This window comes from Hydrogenophaga sp. (genome assembly GCF_051858985.1).
GTDB lineage: Bacteria > Pseudomonadota > Gammaproteobacteria > Burkholderiales > Burkholderiaceae_C > Hydrogenophaga.
The window spans coordinates 458,477-475,621 of the sequence record NZ_JBHYGM010000001.1 but is presented as its reverse complement, the minus strand read 5'-3'; the positions used below and the strand labels follow the sequence as shown (position 1 = coordinate 475,621).

Sequence of the window (17,145 nt, the reverse complement as noted above, 5' to 3'; positions counted from 1 at the left end):
TTTGCGCTTCGCGCGCACCCGAGTCTGTGCGCTGCCGCTCATTCCACGCGGCCTGCAGGCGTGCCCTTGGCGCGGATCTGCGTGCGTCAACGAACAGACGATGGAATGACCGGGCCCTACAAACGATGAACGCTGAAAAACCCCAGCCCCTTCCACCGTTCATCAGGAGCTGTCATGTCGAAATCCGCCTCTCTGCAACCCAGTTGGGACACCTCGTCGTACGGCGAACCGGCGGAAATCTCCGCGCTCAACCGATCTGCCCTGAGCGAGCACCTGAGCCTGTGTGGCGCGCTGCACAGCCCGGTGGAGGCCGCCTGGGGAACGGTGTCCGGCGTGGTGGGCTGGATGTCCGAAAGAACGGTGACCGCCGCCTTGATGATCATCGTGCTGGCCAGCGCCGCATGGATCGTGTTCTGAGTCAATGCCGCGCAAGGCGTTGAAGCGCCTGGGACCCGCGCAGGAGCCCATTCGTTCGGAAATCTTCGGCATCGCCCGTTTCGAGCGCCACGGGCGCAGCCTGGGTGAGTCCCACCGCGCCCACCGCCCCACGCTGCGCCAGTCCACGTTCTATCCGCGACTGCAGAGCAACATCCGCAGCCTGCGGGCCTCCTATCAGCACCTGGTCACCCATTCGCTCGAAGAGCGCGACATCAGCCCTGCGGCGGAATGGCTCTTCGACAACTTCCACCTCATCGAAGACCAGCTGCGCGAGATCCGTGAAGGCCTGCCCGCGCGCTACTACCGGTCCCTGCCGGTGTTGCAGGATGCGCCCCTGGCAGGACTGCCGCGCGTCTATGGCATCGCCTGGGCGTTCGTGGCCCACACCGACGGCGCGTTTGACGAAACGCTGCTGGAACATTTCCTCAATGCGTACCAGGAGACGCGCGAACTCGGCCAGGGCGAACTGTGGGCTCTGCCCACCACGTTGCGGGTGGTGCTGGTGGAGAACCTGCGTCGCCTGGTGGATCGCATTGCCAGCCAGAAGGCGGCGCGCGAACTCGCCGCGCAGTGCGCGAGCCGCATCGACCAGACCACGCTGCAGGAGACCCAGGCCCTGTTGACGCTGGCTGAACAGCGCGGCGCACGTGGCGTGTTCCTGGTGCATCTCGCGCAGAGCCTGGCGGGCCCGCGGGCCTCGCGCGAAGGCTCGGCCCTGCCGGAGGTGCGCGACTGGCTGCGCGAGGTCGCTCCTGATCTGGCGACCCTGCAGTCGCAACTGCACGCCGACCAGGCGGCCGATCACCTGAGCATGGGCAACGCGGTGACGTCGCTGCGGCTGATCGGCGCGGCCGACTGGACCGAGATCGTCGCCCACACCAGCCGCGTCATGCGCGTGATGCTGGCCTCGCCCATCTTCGCGGCCGAAGACGATGCCACGCGCAACACCACGCTGCACGGCATCGAGCGCTTGTCCGCCCTGGGAACCAGGCCCGAATCGGAGGTGGCCCGGACCCTGCTGGAGGCGATGACGGCCGGCGCCGGTGCGGCCGCACTGGCGGGCTACTGGCTCGAAGGCGAGGGGCGTGCCGAACTGGAGCAGCAGCTCGGCGTGCGCCGGCTGCTCTCGCCGCGCTGGCGCGACAGCCTGCGCCTGTCCCGAACGCCGCTGTACTTCAGCGCCTTGCTGGCCGGCACGCTCTGGCTCGTGATGTGGCTGCTGCTGCGCTGGGGCGATCCGGGCGTCGGCTGGGTCGACCGGGTGGCCGCCGCACTCGCGCTGGTGCTCATGCTGTTCCCGGCATCGGAGACGGTGGTGGCGCTGGTCAACCGGCTGATCAGCGAATCGGCCAAGCCCATGCACCTGCCCCGTTTCCTCATGGCCGAGGGCCTGCCGGGCTCGGCTCGCACGCTGGTGGTGATTCCGGCGCTGCTCACCAGTGCCGCTGGCATCACCGCGCTGGTTCACCGGCTGCACCTGCATTTCCTGGCCAACCCTGAACCGGCCGCGCAGTTCGCCCTGCTCAGCGACTGGGCCGACGCCGATGCACCGCAGCGCACCGATGACGCGGTGTTGCTGCGGCAGGCCCGGGGCCTGGTGGAAGCGCTGAACGTGCGCTACCCCGCTGCCGCCGGAGAGGCTCCCCGCTTCCTGCTGCTGCACCGGGAGCGCAGCTTCAGTGAAACCCAGGGCCGCTGGCTCGGCTGGGAACGCAAGCGCGGCAAGATCGAACAGCTCGTCGCTGCGCTGGCCACCGGCACCCCGGGTCCTTTCCTCGACCTCGGCGAGCTCTCGCGCCTGGCCGCCGGCACGCGCTACATCCTCACGCTCGACAGCGACACGCAACTGCCGCCGGGGCGCCTGCGTGCTCTGGTGGGCGTGGCCGAGCACCCGCAGAACCAGCCCGTGCTCGATGCCGACGGCCAGCGCGTGGTGCACGGCTACGGCATCCTGCAGCCGCGCGTGGTGGCGCCCCTGCGCGACGAGGGCATACCGACGCCACACCAATGGCTGCACGACGGCCAGCGCGGGCTGGACCCCTACAGCGCGATGTCTTCCGACGTGTACCAGGACCTGTTCGGCGAAGGCAGCTTCACCGGCAAGGGCCTGCTTCACGTGCACACACTGCACGCGGTGCTCGCTGGCCGGATGCCGACGGAACAGGTGCTCAGCCACGATCTTCTGGAAGGCGCGATCGCGCGCTGCGCGGTGGTGAGCGACATCACCCTGATCGAGGACGAGCCCGCCCACGCCGATGTGGCCGCCGCCCGTTTGCACCGCTGGATCCGCGGCGACTGGCAGCTGCTGCCGATCCTCCTGCGCTGGCCGCTGTCGGGCATCAACCGCTGGAAGCTGGCCGACAACCTGCGCCGCTCGCTGGTGGCGCCCGCGTCCCTCGGCCTGATCGTGCTGGCCCTGTTCGGGCATGGGCTTTCGCTGCCGCTGGCCTTGCTGCTGAGTGCGGCCGCGCAGGCCGCCGCGCCGCTGCTGGGTGCGTTCGCCGGCAGCGTGCCGCGCCGCTTCATCCAGGTGGGTGAACGTTTCGTGCGCTCGGCGCTCACGGGTCTGGCGCGTGCACTGGCGGGCGGCGTGTGGCATCTGGTGCTGCTGCCGCAGCACGCGTTGCTGTCGATCGACGCCGCGTCCCGCACGCTGTACCGGCTTTGGCTCAGCCGGCGCCATCTGATGGAATGGACCACCGCCGACGCGGCACGCGCCGCGCAGAACCATGGCTGGCTGGCTGCGTGGCGCCGCCATGGCCTGGCGAGCCTGCTGGCGCTGGCCCTGCTGGGCTTGCTGTGGTGGCTTCGCGATTCTCCCGATCCCCTGGCCCTGGGCGTGCTGGGCGTCTGGGTGTGCGGGCCGGTGTTCTCCTGGTGGGCCAACCAGCCGTGGTCCCGGCCGCGCCTGCAGTCCATCGCGCCGGAGGACCGCGATTTTCTGGAGGGCGTGGCGCGCGACACCTGGCGTCTCTTTGAGCGCTGCGTGGACGCGCAGAACAACCACCTGCCGCCCGACAACCTGCAGACGCTGCCGTTCGATGCGGTGGCGCACCGCACCTCGCCCACCAACATCGGCCTGTACCTGCTCAGCGTGGCCTGTGCGCGCCAGTTCGGCTGGATCGGCACGCAGGACCTGCTGGCCCGCCTCGAAGCGACCCTGGCCAGCCTGCAGCGCATGGAGCGCCACCGGGGCCACTTCCTCAACTGGTACGACACGCAGACCCTGCAGGCCCTGCTGCCGCGGTACGTGTCCACGGTGGACAGTGGCAACCTCAGTGCCGAACTGCTCGCGGTGGCGCAGGCGTGCACCGAACTCGCGCGCGATCCCCACGAGCCGGGTGCGACGCAGCGCGCCATCGAACGCTCGCGCGAGCGCATCGCGCCGCGCATGGAGGTGGTGCAGAGCCTCTTGCACCGGCCCGTCAAGCACACGGCCATCGGGCAACTGCTGCGCCTGACCCTGCCCGATCCGCACGATGCCGGCACCTTCGCGCGCTTCCAGACGCTGATGCTGGACGCGACCTTGGAGCTGCACGGCATGGCGCCTGCGGTGGCGAATTCAAGGCAGCCGGTGACCGAGCGCGAGGAAATGCCCTGGCTGCTGGCCGATCACCTGGCCACGCTGCGATCGGCCAGCCTGGACCGCGCGGCGGCCGCCGAGAGCACGGGCGAGCGGGCCGCACAGCGGCTGCTGGCGCTGGCGGCCGCGTTTGAACGCATGGCCTGGGAGGCCGAGTTCGGGTTCCTCTACAGCACGCGGCGCCACCTGCTGCACATCGGCTACCGGCTCGACGAACAACAGCTCGACAAGTCCTTCTACGACCTGCTGGCATCCGAATCGCGCACCACCAGCCTGCTGGCCATTGCCAAGGGCGACCTGCCCGTGCGGCACTGGTCGGCCCTGGGCCGACCGTTCTTTGCCAGTGGCCAGCGTGCCCTGCTGCGTTCGTGGTCGGGCTCGATGTTCGAGTACCTCATGCCCACGCTGCTCACCGCCGAGCCGCACGGCAGCCTGATGCAGGAGGCCGCGGGCACCGCGCTGCACGAGCACGTGGCCTTCGTGCAGGGCCAGGACATGCCCTGGGGCATTTCCGAGAGTGCCTACGCCGGCCGGGACCACACGCTGGCCTACCAGTACGCGCCACAAGGTGTGCCGCGCCTGGCCCTGCGGCGCACGCCACTGCATGAGCGCGTGATCGCACCGTACGCCACGGCGCTGGCGACGCAGATCGACGTGGACCTCGCCTGCCGCAACCTGCGTGCCCTCACCGCGCTGGGCGCGCGCGGGCGCTACGGCTTTTTCGAGGCGCTAGATTTCACGCCTTCGCGTCAGACCGAAGGCGGGCGCTACACGCTGGTGAGCACCTGCATGGCGCACCACCAGGGCATGAGCATCGTGGCCCTGGCCAACGTGCTGCGCGATGGCGTGGCGCGTCGCTGGGGCATGGCGCACCCGCGCCTGGAAGCCGTGGCCTCGCTGCTGCACGAGGCCTCGCCGCGCGACCTGCCGCGACTGCCCGCCTTTGCGCCACCGAGCCTGCCGCTGCACGCGCTGCAACGCCGCGCGCCCGACCACGTGCGGCCGGTGCCGCCGGACGCGCAGTCGCTCGCTCCCACGCACCTCATGTCCAACGGCCGATACAGCGTCACGTTGCGCCCGCACGGGGGCGGCTGGAGCCGCTGGGATGGGATCGGTATCACCCGCTGGCGAGACGACGCCCTGCGCGATGCCTGCGGCAGTTTCATCTACCTGCGCCTGGGCCGCCAGGACATGCCGGTGTCCATCACCAGCCATCCCGCGCCCGACCCCAACGCGTCGTACCAGTGCACCTACCACACCGACCGCGTGTGCTTTGAAGCGAACTGGCCCGAGTTGCGCGCCAGCACCACGGTGTGGGTCAGCCCCGAGGACGACGTGGAGTTGCGCAAGGTGGTGCTGGTCAACCGCAGCGAGCAGGTGGTGGAGCTCGAACTGATCTCGGCCTTCGAGGTGACGCTGGCCAGCCCCAGCGCTGACGAGGCCCACCCGGCGTTCTCCAACCTGTTCGTCTCCGCGAACTGGCTGGCTGACCAGCAGGCGCTGCATTTCGAGCGCCGGCCTCGCCTGCACACCGAACGAACGCTGCAGGCGGCGCACTTCGTGGCCGCCACCGAGGGCGTGGTGACCGGCTGGCGCTGCCAGACCGACCGGCTCCACTGGCTGGGGCGCAACCACACCGCTGCACAACCGCTGGCCACGCTGCAGGCCGTGCCCACTCAAAGCGGTCCGCTGGACACGGGGCTCGACCCGGTGGCGGTGCTGGGTGTGACCCTGCGACTGGCGCCCGGCGCGCAGGCCAGCGTCAGTTTTGCCACGGCAGCGAGCGACGACGCGCCGACCCTTCGCGCCATCATCGACAAATACCGCCAGCCCAGCACGGTGGAGCGCGCATCGGTGATGTCGTCCACGCTGGCCGGTGTGCAGGCGGTCTCGCACCGGCCGTTGCCCGAATACCTGCCCGCCCTGCAGGCCCTCACCACCGCGCTGGTGCTGACCGTGCCCAGGGACCCCTTGCCGGTGCACGAGGGCGCCACGCTGCCGCGTGAATGCGACCGGCGTTCGCTGTGGCCACTGGGCATCTCGGGCGACCGGCCCCTGCTGCTGGTCGAAGCCGGTTCGGCGCAAGGCATGGGGCTGCTGCGCATCCTGGCTCAGGCGCTGCGCGAGTGGTCGCGCTGCGGCGTGCAGTGCGACCTGGTCGTGCTCACCAACGAAGTGCACTCCTACCAGATGCCGCTGCAGCGCGAGCTCACCTTGCTGACCGAGCAGCAGGCGGGTGCCGAGGCCCACCAGCGGGGTTCGGTGACGGGGCTGCACGTGCTGAGGCCGGACGCGCTCAGCGGAGTCCAGCTCGCCACGCTGGAGATGCTTTCGCGCATCCACCTGCAGGCCGACGGTTCGCCCTGGGTGCAGCAGGTGAGGGCCTGGGCGCAGCGGCAGGGCACGCTGGCCGGCTACAGCGATCGTTCAGGTCGCATCGAACCGGTGCCTGCCCAGGCCATTGAACGCCGGCCCGCGACGTCGGTGGGCGCGTTCGACACCGCCTCGGGCGATTTCGCGTTCGAGGTCGGCGTGGGCGTGCGGCCCCGGCGGCCCTGGACCAACGTGCTCGCCAACCCCGGCTACGGCACCATGGTCTCGGAGAGCGGCGCAGGCCACAGCTGGGCGATCAACAGCCGCATGAACCAGCTCACCGCGTGGTCGAACGACACCGTGGCGGACACGCCGTCGCAGTGGTTCCTGTTGCAGGACCGCCGCACGCGCGAGGTCTGGAGCGTGGCGCCCTCGGCCTGGGGCGCCAGCGATGTGAGCTACCGAGTGGCGCATGGCCAGGGACACACCACCATCGAGCACCAGCGGGGCGCGCTGCAGGTGCTGGTGCGCTGGTGCGTGGACCCGGACACGTCGGTGCAACAGGTGCGCATCCGGTTGAGCAACCGGGGCACGGGCAAGGCCCACCTGCGCGCGGTGGGCATGGTGGAGTGGATGATGGGTGAGAAGCGCAGCAACCGCGCCACGCTGCACACCGAGCCCGCGCCTTCGGGCGCGGCAGGCGACGGACTGGTGGGCCTGATGTGCACGCAGACCGACGCCGCCGGGGGCTTTGGCGGTGGCACCGCTTTCCTGGCGGAGGCGCAAGTGGGCGCGCAGGACAGCGAAGGCCTGGACTGGACCTGCGACCGCCGCGAGTTCTTCGATCCGCGCGGCCAACTGGTGTTGCCCGAGCACCTGGGCCGGCGCAGCGGCTTTGGCCTGGACCCGTGCGCCGCGCTCTCGCGGCCCATCACGCTGCGGCCGGGCGCCAGCCTGGAGCAGGTGTTCCTGATCGGTTATGCCGAGAGCCCCGGCGCCGCGCGTGCCCTGGCCCAGCGGGCCATCGGCACCGCACCACTGGCGCGCGAAAAGGCCGGACGCGCCCGCTGGGATGCGCTGCTGGGCGCGAGCGAGGTGCGAACGCCCGATCCCCTGTTCGACGTGATCGTGAACCGCTGGCTGCTCTACCAGACCGTGTCGTCCCGGCTGTGGGCCAAGGCAGGCTTCTACCAGGCGGGCGGCGCCACCGGCTACCGCGACCAGTTGCAGGACACCATGGCGCTGGTGTGGGCGCGGCCCGCGCTGCTGCGCGACCAGATCGTGCTGTGCGCCTCGCGCCAGTTCGCCGAAGGCGACGTGCAGCACTGGTGGCACGCGCCGGGCGGTGCCGGTGTGCGCACCCGTTTCTCGGATGACCTGCTCTGGCTGCCGTTCGCCTGCTCGCATTACCTGCGCGCCACCGGCGATGCGGGCGTGCTCGAGGTGAAGGCGCCGTTCCTCGAAGGCAGCGTGCTGGCCGAAGGCGCCGAAGACAACTACGACACGCCGCGTGTGAGCCTGTCGCAGGCCACCGTGTACGAACACGCCGCGCGCGCCATCGACCACAGCCTGTCCGTGGGCGTGCACGGCCTGCCGTTGATGGGTGGGGGCGACTGGAACGACGGCATGAACCGCGTGGGCATCGAAGGGCGCGGCGAGTCCGTCTGGCTGGCGTGGTTCCTGTGCGCCATCGTCACCGACTGGCTGCCCCTGGCACGCCAGCGCAACGACGATGCCCGCGTGCATCGCTGGGAACATGCCCTCGAAGGCTGGCAACAGGCACTGGAGCATGAAGCCTGGGACGGCGAGTGGTACCAGCGCGCTTTCTTTGACGATGGCAGTCCTCTGGGCTCACACACGCAGCCAGAGGCCCGCATCGACCTGATCGCGCAGGCGTGGTCGGTGCTGTCACGCCAGGCGCCGCCGCAGCGGCAGGTGCAGGCCATGGAAGCGGTGGAAGCCTGCCTGGTGGACACCGAGGCCGGCCTGCTGCAACTGCTCACGCCGCCCCTGGCCAACGCCATGCCCAGCGCAGGCTACATCCAGGCCTACCCACCGGGCGTGCGCGAGAACGGCGGACAGTACTCGCACGCCGGCGTGTGGGCGCTGATGGCCGCGGCCGAACTGGCGCGCCAGGAAGGCGCGAACACCGAAGCGCGCGACGCGCCGTACCGCTACTTCACCTACCTCAGCCCGGCCCATCGCGCCGCGCACCCGCAGCGCGGGGCGGTCTATGGGGTGGAGCCCTACGCCATGGCCGCCGACGTCTACAGCCAGCCCCCCTATGTGGGGCGGGGTGGCTGGAGCTGGTACACCGGTGCGGCCGGGTGGCTGCACCGCGCCGCGCTTGAATCCATCCTGGGGCTGCGGCTGGACGCGCACGAGATCCGGTTCGAACCCTGCCTGCCCTCGCACTGGCCGGAGGCGCAGATCAGCCTGCAGCGTGACGGACGCTCGATGCGGTTCGTGCTGGTGCGCGACGACCCGGCGCAGGCGCTGGCGCGCTGGGCGGACGAAGGCGCCCGTTTGCTGGAGGTGGGCGAGCCCCTGCGCTGGCGCGAGCTGCCGCTGCGCAGCTGCCGCGTGATTCCCCTGCGCGGCGGCGGCTGAACCGGTCATCGGAAGGTGGGCTGGCGAGCACGGCGGGGCGCCCCGCCGTGCGACCTTGTATGTACGCTACCGTACATACGGAGCGCAACCCGACCCGCATCATGGACCCGATCTGAAAAGGTGGGTGGATGCCTGTCTGAAAACAAGAACCAGCACCAGGGGCAACCATGAGCACAAAGAGCGATCCACGCCAGAACCAATTGCTCGCCGCCTTGCCGGATGCCGAGTGGCAGCGCTGGCTGCCCCAACTCGAACTGGTCGACCTGCCGCTGGGCAAGGTGATCTACGAATCGGGCGCGCCCATGGCCCACCTGTATTTCCCCATCAGCGCCATCGTCTCGCTGCTCTACGTGCTGGAGAACGGTGCCTCGGCCGAGATCGCCGTGGTGGGCCACGAGGGCGTGGTGGGTGTGTCCATCTTCATGGGCGGCGGATCAACCCCCAGCCGCGCGGTGGTGCAGAGCGCCGGCAAGGGCTACCGGCTTCGCGCGAGCCTGGTCAAGGCCGAGTTCGACCGCGCCGGACCGGTGATGCACGTCATGCTGCGCTACACGCAGGCGCTCATCACGCAGATGAGCCAGACGGCGGTGTGCAACCGCCACCATTCGCTGGACGAACAGCTCTGCCGCTGGTTGCTGCTGAGCCTGGACCGCCTGAAGGGCAGCGAACTGGTGATGACGCAGGAACTGATAGCCAACATGCTGGGTGTGCGCCGGGAAGGCGTCACCGAAGCCGCTGCCAAGCTGCAGCGCGCGGGGATGATTCGCTACACGCGCGGACGCATCACCGTGCTGGACCGGCCCGAGCTGGAGAAACGCACCTGCGAGTGCTACGCCGTGGTGAAGCGGGAATACGACCGCCTGCTGCCAGCGGAGAAGTCGGCCTGAAGGCTCTACAGCCGCGCCTCGATGTGCGTTAGCGAACAGAAAAATGCGCTGCCGAGGGCTACAAAGCGGGCATGAAAGACTGTTCCTCATGATGCGAATCCGCACTTTTGGCCGGGCCCGAGATGCGCTGGACCAGTTGCGGCTGGATCACGAACTCATTCGTCGCCTGCTGCGCGAATTCGACCGGCTGCGCATGGCGGGTGCGGGCGGGCCCGAGGGCAAGGCCGAGATCGTGGATTGCCTGTGCGACACGCTGGCCCTGCACGCTCACCTGGAAGAAGAAATCTTCTACCCGCTGGTGCGGTCCGTGGCGGGCGAGAACTCGCCCGCACTCTCCGCCTTCTGTGACCACGAGCGCCTGCTGGAGCTGATTGCGCAGCTCGACGAAATGGAGCCCGGCGACCCGGACTACGACGACACCGTGGGCGACATCGCCGACTGCGTGGTGCCCAGCATGGACAGCGAGCAGGCCGTGCTGTTTCGCCTGGTGCGCGAAGCCGGCATCGACACGCGTGCGCTGGGCGAGAAGATGACGCGGGTCCGAAAGGCCCACCAGCGCGACTTCACGCAGATCGAACCGGAGCGGCAGCGGGCCTGATGCCACTGGCCAGCGACTAAGTGCGCTGGCAGACAGTGCGAAGCCGCCATGGCACCCACACTGGTTCGTCTTCGTTGGTGGCACCGCCGCCCGAGGCGCCTTGTGAAGCGAGCCATGGTCTTATCTGAAAACCGCCTGATCCAGCAATTGCCGAAGGCGGTGCGTGGTCGATTCCTGGAACGGTGCGAACCCTTCGAACTGGTGCTATCTGCCGAACTCAGCGAAAGCAACCGCGTGCTGAGCCACGCCTACTTCCCCAATCAGGGCTTCATCTCGCTGGTGATCGATGTCGACAGCCACCCACCGCTGGAGGTGGGCATGGTGGGCCGCGAGGCGATGTTGGGCTCCGAACTCATCCTGGGCCTGGCGAAGACGCCCTGGCGCGCCCTCGTGCAGGGCGCCGGCATGAGCTGGCGCATTGGTGCGGACGCATTGAGGGAGGCGAGCGAGGCCATGCCGGAGTTGCGGATGGTGGTGCAGCGCACGCTCATGGTTCGACTCCATCAGGCGGCGCTGGCGGCTGCGTGCGAACGGTTCCACATGATCGGTCCACGCCTGGCGCGCTGGCTGCTCATGAGCCAGGACCGCGCCCAGAGTCCGAGCTTTCACGTGACGCAGGAGTTCATGGCGCTGATGCTGGGGGTGCGCCGTGCGGGGGTGACACAGGCCGCGCACGATTTCCAGCACAACGGGTTGATCGAGTACCGCCGCGGTGAGCTGACGGTGCTCGATCGGGCAGGCCTCGAGACCGAGGCCTGCAGTTGCTACGTGGCCGACCGGGCGCTCTACACCGAGCTCATGGGCCAGGAGCAGTAGCGTGTTGCGGGGTCAGTCCCGGCGCGTGCGGGTCCCGGCGTCGAGCCAGGTGTCGTCGGAGCTTTTCTCCCACGCGCTCACCTGTTTGTCGGCCTCGTCCTTGGCAATGCCGTAACGTTCCTGAATCTTGCCCGAGAGCATGTCGCGGTGACCTTCCACCACCTGGAGGTCGTCGTCGGTCAGCTTGCCCCACTGCTGCTTGGCGCGGCCGGTGAGTTGTTTCCAGTTGCCCTGAATGGTGTCCCAGTTCATGTGAAGTCCTTTGCATTGCGGCGAGCGCCAATCGGCCCGCCTGAGGACTTTTTACGGTGTGGGGCTGCAGGGGTCTGTGCGCCACGGCACCAAGACAAGGACCAGCCGGGCTTCAGGCCGCGAAGGCGGCGTTCCAGGTGGCCACGGTGGCGTCCACATCGCTCTCTGCCATGAGCGCGCGCACCACGCCCACAGAGCCCACGCCGGTGGCCAGCACCGCACTCAGGCGACCCAGGTCGATGCCGCCAATGGCCACGCGCGGCACATCGCGCAGCAGGCGCGAATACGCCGCGAGCCGACCAGTGCCTTGTGGCGCCGTGGCCATGAGCTTGAGCGTGGTGGGAAACACCGCACCCAGGGCAATGTAGCTCGGGCTGTGTCGTTCGGCGATCATCATTTCCGCATAGCCATGCGTGCTCAGCCCCAGGCGCAAGCCGGCGTGGCGGATTGCATCCAGGGCGGCAGGCGTCATGGCCTGCAGGTCTTCCTGGCCCAGGTGCACGCCGTAGGCACCGGCGTCGATGGCCTCCTGCCAGTGGTCGTTGATGAAGAGGCGCGCGCCGGTGCCCTGCACGCCGGCCACGGTGGCGCGCACCTCGGCCCGAACGGCATCCGCATCGGTGGACTTGAATCGCAGCTGCACCGTGGGCACGCCGGCGCGCGCCATGCGGATGGTCCAGGCCGCATCGGGCATGACGGCGTACAGGCCGAGCGCCATGGGGCAGGCCGCGAAGGCGTCGGGGCGCGGATGGGGTGCCATGCCGAAATCGGCGGGTTCATCGGGCCAATGCCGCGCATCGAAGCGGCCCGTGCGCTGCACCTGGCGCGACCACGCGCGGGCCACGCACAGGGCGTCGTCCGGCACGAACCCCAGCGCCTGGGCGGCCCGCAGGGCGGCGGTGAAGACCTCGTCGCCGGTCTGCACCGACATGGGTTCGGCGTGCGGCTGCACGGGCAGCGCCAGGGCGTCGCGGTGGGCATCGACGATGGCGCGCGCCATCGCTTCGGTTTGAGGGTCGCTGCTCATGGGGTGTGGTGCCAGAAAGGGGTGCCCATCACGGGCGTGCTGGGCTGGGCGCTGTCCTGCGGCTGCATAGCGCCCGAGCGGAACGCGGCGCGCCCCGCGCGCACCGCATCGGCAAACGCGCCGGCCATGTCCACCGGCGACTGCGCCAGCGCCACCGCGGTGTTGAGCAGCACGGCGTCATAGCCCCACTCCATCACGGTGCAGGCGTGGGAAGGCAGGCCCAGGCCCGCGTCCACGATCAGCGGCACCGCGAGGCGCTCGCGCAGCAGGCGCATGGCGTAGGGATTGACCGGGCCACGACCGGTGCCGATCGGCGCCGCCCACGGCATCACCGCCTGGCATCCCACGTCCACCAGACGCTGGCAGAGCACCAGGTCTTCGGTGCAGTAGGGCAGCACCTTGAAGCCGTCGTCGATGAGCTGGCGCGCGCAGTCAACCAGGTTGAGCGTGTCGGGCTGCAGGCTGTAGTCGTCGCCAATGAGCTCGAGCTTGATCCAGGGCGTGTTGAAGACCTCGCGCGCCATCTGCGCCGTGGTGATCACCTCTTGCGTGGTGTGGCAACCCGCGGTGTTGGGCAGCACCGGCACAGCGAGTTCCTGCAGGAGCTTCCAGAACGACGCCCCAGCCTCGGGTTGGGCAGCGCCCTGGCGGCGCAGCGAGGCGGTCAGCATGGCCGGCTGTGCGCGTTTAACGGCCGCTTCCAGCGTGGCGGGCGAGGGGTAGCGCGAGGTGCCGAGCAGCAGGCGGCTGGCAAAGGTGTCGCCGTAGAGCACCAGCGGGTCTTCGTGCGTGAGCGGGGTGGTCATGTCCATGGGGTTTCCTCAGCCGCCGGTGATGGGCGCGATGATCTCGATGCGGTCGCCCTCGCCCAGCCGGTGTTGTGCGTAGGCGGTGCGCGGCACGAACTGCAGATTGACGGCGGCCGCGAACACCGCGGGCGTCTCCCACGCCTTCAAGGCATCGGCCAGCGTGGCACCTTCGGGCAGTTCACGGGGTTCCTGATTGATGAGCACATGCATGCGAAGTTTCCTTCATCGGACCACCGGCAGGCCCAGGGAGGCGGCCAGTGGCGAGTGGTCGTGGTCCACGAGCTCCAGCACCGCGTCGAGCACGGCGGGCGCGATCATGAAGCCGTGCCGGTAGAGGCCATTGATCGACATTCTGCGCGGTCCTTCCATTCGCAGCGCTGGCAGGTTGTCGGGCAGGGTGGGGCGCAGCTGCACCCCCAATTCGATGATGCGCGCCTCGCCAAAGCCGGGGTGCACGGTGTAGGCCGCGCTCAGCAGTTCCAGCGTGGAGCGCACGCTGGCCGGGCTCAGGTCGTCGGACTCGATCTCGGTGGCGCCGATGACGAAAACGCCATCGGGCTTGGGCGCGATGTAGAGCGGGTAGCGCGGGTGCACCAGGCGAGTGGGGCGCGAGAGGCTCACCCCAGGGGCGTGCACGCGCGCCACCTCACCGCGCACGCCGCGCAGCGCGTTCCATTGCGGCTGTGCGCCCAGGCCGCGGCAGTCGAACAGCCATGCGTCCGGTCCGGAGTCCACCTCGGCGGGTGTGCGGCGAGAGTGCCAGTGCACCGACACGCCCAGCACCTGCATCTGGTGCGCCAGCGCAGCCAGCAGCTCGCGGTTGTCGAGCTGGCCTTCCTCGGGCAGGTACAGGCCTTGCGCAAAGCGGTGGTCCAGCGCGGGTTCGAGGGCCGCGATGGCGTGGGCGTCGATGCGCCGCGCCTGCGGCAGCGAGGGCAGGGCGGCGTTCGTGCGGGCCAGCTGGCCCGCGAAGCGCTCGGCCTCGGCCGCGTCCTGCCGGTGCCACAGCACCAGCGTGCCGCTCTGCTGGAAGAACACCGGACGCTCCAGCGCAGCCAGCAGTTGCGGCCAGCGTGCCAGCGCGTGCTGGCCCATAAGAACCACGGCGAGCTCGGTCACGGCCGATTCGGCCAGGGGCGCAAGCATGGCGGCGGCCACGCGCGCGGCAGCGTGTTCGGCTTCCGGACCGCCCGCATCGAACACCTCGACGCGGTGACCGCGACGCGCCAGCGCACAGGCCAGCAGCCGGCCCATCAGGCCGGCGCCAAGCACCACGGCGTGGAATTTCAGCATCGCCGCGCTCCAGCGCTGCCACAATGCGCGCCATGATGAAAAACGACGAAGCGTTTCGCTACACCCGCGTGCTCTCCATCGCGGGTTCGGACAGCGGTGGTGGTGCAGGCATCCAGGCCGACCTCAAGACCTTCGCCGCCCTGGGCTGCTATGGCATGACCGCCATCACCGCACTCACGGCGCAGAACACGCGGGGCGTGAGCGGCATCCACGGCGTGCCGCCCGAGATGCTCAAGGCGCAGTTGAGCGCGGTGCTCGACGACATCGGCGTGGACGCGGTGAAGATCGGCATGCTGCACGCCCCGGACATCGTGCGCACCGTGGCCTGGGCAATGAAGCATTACCAGGTCAAGCGCGTCGTGCTCGACCCGGTGATGGTGGCCACCTCGGGCGACCGTCTGATCGCACCCGAGACCGTGCAGGTGCTGGTCGACGAACTCTTTCCGCTCGCCACGGTGGTCACCCCCAACCTGGACGAAGCGGCGCTGCTGCTGGGCCGGCCCATCAACGGCGCGCACGAGCTCGAGGGCGCCGCGCGCGATCTGCTGGCGCTGGGTGCGCCGGCCGTGCTTCTCAAGGGGGGGCATCTGCCGGGCGACGATGTGACCGACCTGCTGCTCACGGGCGCCGGTGCGCCGCAGCGCTTGAGCTCGCGCCGCATCGCCAGCCGCAACACGCACGGCACGGGCTGCACGCTGTCCTCGGCGATCGCGGCGCACCTCGCACTGGGCGAGCCACTCGCCCGGGCCGTGGCGCTGGCGCGCGGCTACATCCTGAAGGCCATTGAACAAGGCGCCGACGTGTTCACCGGCTCCGGCCACGGCCCGCTCAACCACGGGCACGCACCCCTGGTTCAGAGAAAGCAGGCAAGGGGCTGATCGCATCGGGCTCAGGCGCTGGCGGTGGCCAGCCCGGTGGAGTTGCGCGGCCGGCTCAGTGACGCCAGCACGAAGGTGAGTGCCAGTGTGGGCAAGGCAGAGCCGAACTCTGGCGCGAACTTCGCGAGCAGGTGGTAGGTGGCGATGCCCGTCACCCACAGTGCGGCGGCACTCCAGTTGACGGCGCGCCGCTCGCCCAGCGAAGTGCCGCTGCCCAGTCGCCCCAGGATCACGCCGTAGAGCGGCACGAACACCGAACTCAGCAACAACAGGAAGGGCTCCAGCGTGTGCATGGGCAGCAGCAGGGCCAGCACCGTGCACAGGGCGGCAAAGGCCAGGCCCGCAGCGCGGATGCTCCAGCGCGGGCGCAGGCTGTGCACCGAGACGGCGCCCGAGTGCGCGTCGCCGTACGCGTTGTCCATTTCGTCGAGCAGGATCAGGCCGAGGGCGAACAGGCCGCCCTGTGCCAGCAACAGCGCCGCCACCAGGTTGGTGCCGGGCTCCACCGTGCTCACCACCAGCACGCCCAGCGCATAGCACCAGATGTTGGCCAGTGCGTAACCCAGCCAGGTGCCACCCAGCGTGGTGGCGGCCCGCTTGCCGTGGCGCGCGTAATCGGCGACGAGCGGCAGCCACGACACCGGCATGGCGATCACGAGGTCCATGGCGGAAAACAGCCCCATGCTGCCGTTGCCTGGCCGGTTCCAGAAGGCGTCGAAGCCCTGCGCCTGCAGGCGCGTACCGAACTGCCAGGTGAGCCAGACCAGCGAGGCCACCACCAGCGGCAGGCCGAAGCGGCTCACGAAGCGGCGCACCAGCGTGAGCATGGAGCCCGCCATCAGCGCGATCAGCACACCGCCCCACAGCAGCGTGGCCAGCAGCTTGCCGCCGGTCCCGTCGAGAAGGCCGCCGGGTTCACTGCCCAGCGCCTGCTTGAGGATGGCGACCGTGCCCTCCTGCATGATGACCAGCTCGAACGTGGTCCAGCCGATGAGTTGCGCGATGTTGAGCAGCACCGGCAGGCGTGCGAAGGCACTGCCGTAGGTGGCGTGCATCAGGCCCGCGCTGGCCAGCCCCGTCTGGCAACCCAGGCGTGCGGTCCAGCCGAGCAGGCCGGCGCCCACCAGCGACCCCAGCACGATCGCGATCACGGCATCGCGCGTGCCCACCGCAGGCACCAGATAGGCGCCGATCTGCATGACGAGCAAGCCAGTGCCCAGGCTGAACCAGAGCGCGGCATGTTCGTGGAAGTGAAACACCCGGTTGCCGGGGGCCACGGGCGTCAGCGCCTGGTTGGCGGGGGAGGAAGAAGAAGCGGAAGCCATCAATTTGCTCCATGCAAAGTTGAGGCAGGTGGGCTGGCCCGGGTTGCCGTGAACGCCGATTGAAGGTCCATGGATTCCGGGCTGCTTCCCTGCGCGAGGATTACCTCAATCAGGTTCAAAGGGACTCTCTCAGTCGCGACCAGGGTTCGGAACCCCGGTGCAACACCCCTAGCGGATGTGCCTTGCGGCAGACGGCGAGTATACGGTCAGCGCCTGCATGGCCATAGAGTGCGCGCGGACTTGCTTCTTCCACCGGGCAAGGCTGGCGCGCAAGAAAAAGCCCCGCATGAGGCGGGGCTTGATCGCAGGCGCGAGC

General features: G+C 69.5%; 12 protein-coding genes and 1 riboswitch. Of the genes, 6 read left to right on the top strand and 6 right to left on the bottom strand.

Going from position 1 to position 17,145, the window contains the following annotated elements; translation table 11 throughout:
• Positions 1 to 174: 174 nt before the first annotated feature.
• The 5 genes from ACTIEY_RS02295 (at position 175) to ACTIEY_RS02275 (ending at position 11,245) form a co-directional block, all read left to right on the top strand.
• Positions 175 to 417 (top strand): hypothetical protein, encoded by a 243-nt coding sequence (locus ACTIEY_RS02295; RefSeq protein ID WP_439517479.1) that lies wholly within the window; start codon positions 175 to 177, stop codon positions 415 to 417.
• A 4-nt stretch (positions 418 to 421) separates the two neighbouring features.
• Entirely contained in the window at positions 422 to 8,944 is an 8,523-nt protein-coding gene (locus ACTIEY_RS02290) for a GH36-type glycosyl hydrolase domain-containing protein (RefSeq protein ID WP_439517478.1), read from the top strand.
• Between the two features lie 167 nt (positions 8,945 to 9,111).
• Positions 9,112 to 9,831, top strand: a complete 720-nt coding sequence (locus tag ACTIEY_RS02285; protein WP_439517477.1) for a Crp/Fnr family transcriptional regulator — start codon at positions 9,112 to 9,114, stop codon at positions 9,829 to 9,831.
• Between the two features lie 88 nt (positions 9,832 to 9,919).
• A complete protein-coding gene (locus ACTIEY_RS02280; RefSeq protein WP_439517476.1) occupies positions 9,920 to 10,429 on the top strand; it encodes a hemerythrin domain-containing protein in 510 nt (169 codons plus the stop codon).
• A 114-nt stretch (positions 10,430 to 10,543) separates the two neighbouring features.
• Entirely contained in the window at positions 10,544 to 11,245 is a 702-nt protein-coding gene (locus ACTIEY_RS02275) for a Crp/Fnr family transcriptional regulator (protein ID WP_439517475.1), read from the top strand.
• 12 nt (positions 11,246 to 11,257) lie between these two features.
• On the opposite strand, the gene ACTIEY_RS02270 is transcribed toward ACTIEY_RS02275, so the two are convergent.
• The 5 genes from ACTIEY_RS02270 to ACTIEY_RS02250 all read right to left on the bottom strand — a co-directional run bounded on the left by ACTIEY_RS02270 (position 11,258) and on the right by ACTIEY_RS02250 (position 14,626).
• Positions 11,258 to 11,497: a CsbD family protein gene (locus tag ACTIEY_RS02270; protein WP_439517474.1), complete on the bottom strand. Its 240-nt coding sequence runs from the start codon at positions 11,495 to 11,497 to the stop codon at positions 11,258 to 11,260.
• A 112-nt stretch (positions 11,498 to 11,609) separates the two neighbouring features.
• The gene (locus tag ACTIEY_RS02265) at positions 11,610 to 12,524 is read right to left on the bottom strand and encodes a thiamine phosphate synthase (RefSeq protein ID WP_439517473.1); all 915 of its coding nucleotides are present in this window, start codon (positions 12,522 to 12,524) and stop codon (positions 11,610 to 11,612) included.
• Positions 12,521 to 13,330, bottom strand: a complete 810-nt coding sequence (locus ACTIEY_RS02260) for a thiazole synthase (RefSeq protein ID WP_439518255.1) — start codon at positions 13,328 to 13,330, stop codon at positions 12,521 to 12,523. Before ACTIEY_RS02260 ends, ACTIEY_RS02265 begins: the two co-directional genes overlap by 4 nt.
• A gap of 15 nt (positions 13,331 to 13,345) precedes the next feature.
• Positions 13,346 to 13,543 carry a sulfur carrier protein ThiS gene (thiS, locus tag ACTIEY_RS02255; RefSeq protein WP_439517472.1) on the bottom strand — a complete coding sequence of 66 codons (198 nt, stop codon included), beginning with the start codon at positions 13,541 to 13,543 and terminating at the stop codon, positions 13,346 to 13,348.
• Between the two features lie 12 nt (positions 13,544 to 13,555).
• Complete coding sequence (locus tag ACTIEY_RS02250) at positions 13,556 to 14,626, bottom strand: FAD-dependent oxidoreductase (RefSeq protein ID WP_439517471.1); 1,071 nt, start codon at positions 14,624 to 14,626, stop codon at positions 13,556 to 13,558.
• 32 nt (positions 14,627 to 14,658) lie between these two features.
• Between ACTIEY_RS02250 and thiD the strand changes: the two genes are divergently transcribed.
• Complete coding sequence (thiD, locus tag ACTIEY_RS02245) at positions 14,659 to 15,504, top strand: bifunctional hydroxymethylpyrimidine kinase/phosphomethylpyrimidine kinase (RefSeq protein WP_439517470.1); 846 nt, start codon at positions 14,659 to 14,661, stop codon at positions 15,502 to 15,504.
• Positions 15,505 to 15,515: 11 nt separating this feature from the next.
• Here thiD and ACTIEY_RS02240 read toward each other — a convergent pair whose 3' ends face one another.
• Complete coding sequence (locus ACTIEY_RS02240; RefSeq protein WP_439517469.1) at positions 15,516 to 16,829, bottom strand: purine-cytosine permease family protein; 1,314 nt, start codon at positions 16,827 to 16,829, stop codon at positions 15,516 to 15,518.
• A gap of 69 nt (positions 16,830 to 16,898) precedes the next feature.
• Positions 16,899 to 17,009, bottom strand: a riboswitch (TPP riboswitch).
• Positions 17,010 to 17,145 lie beyond the last annotated feature (136 nt).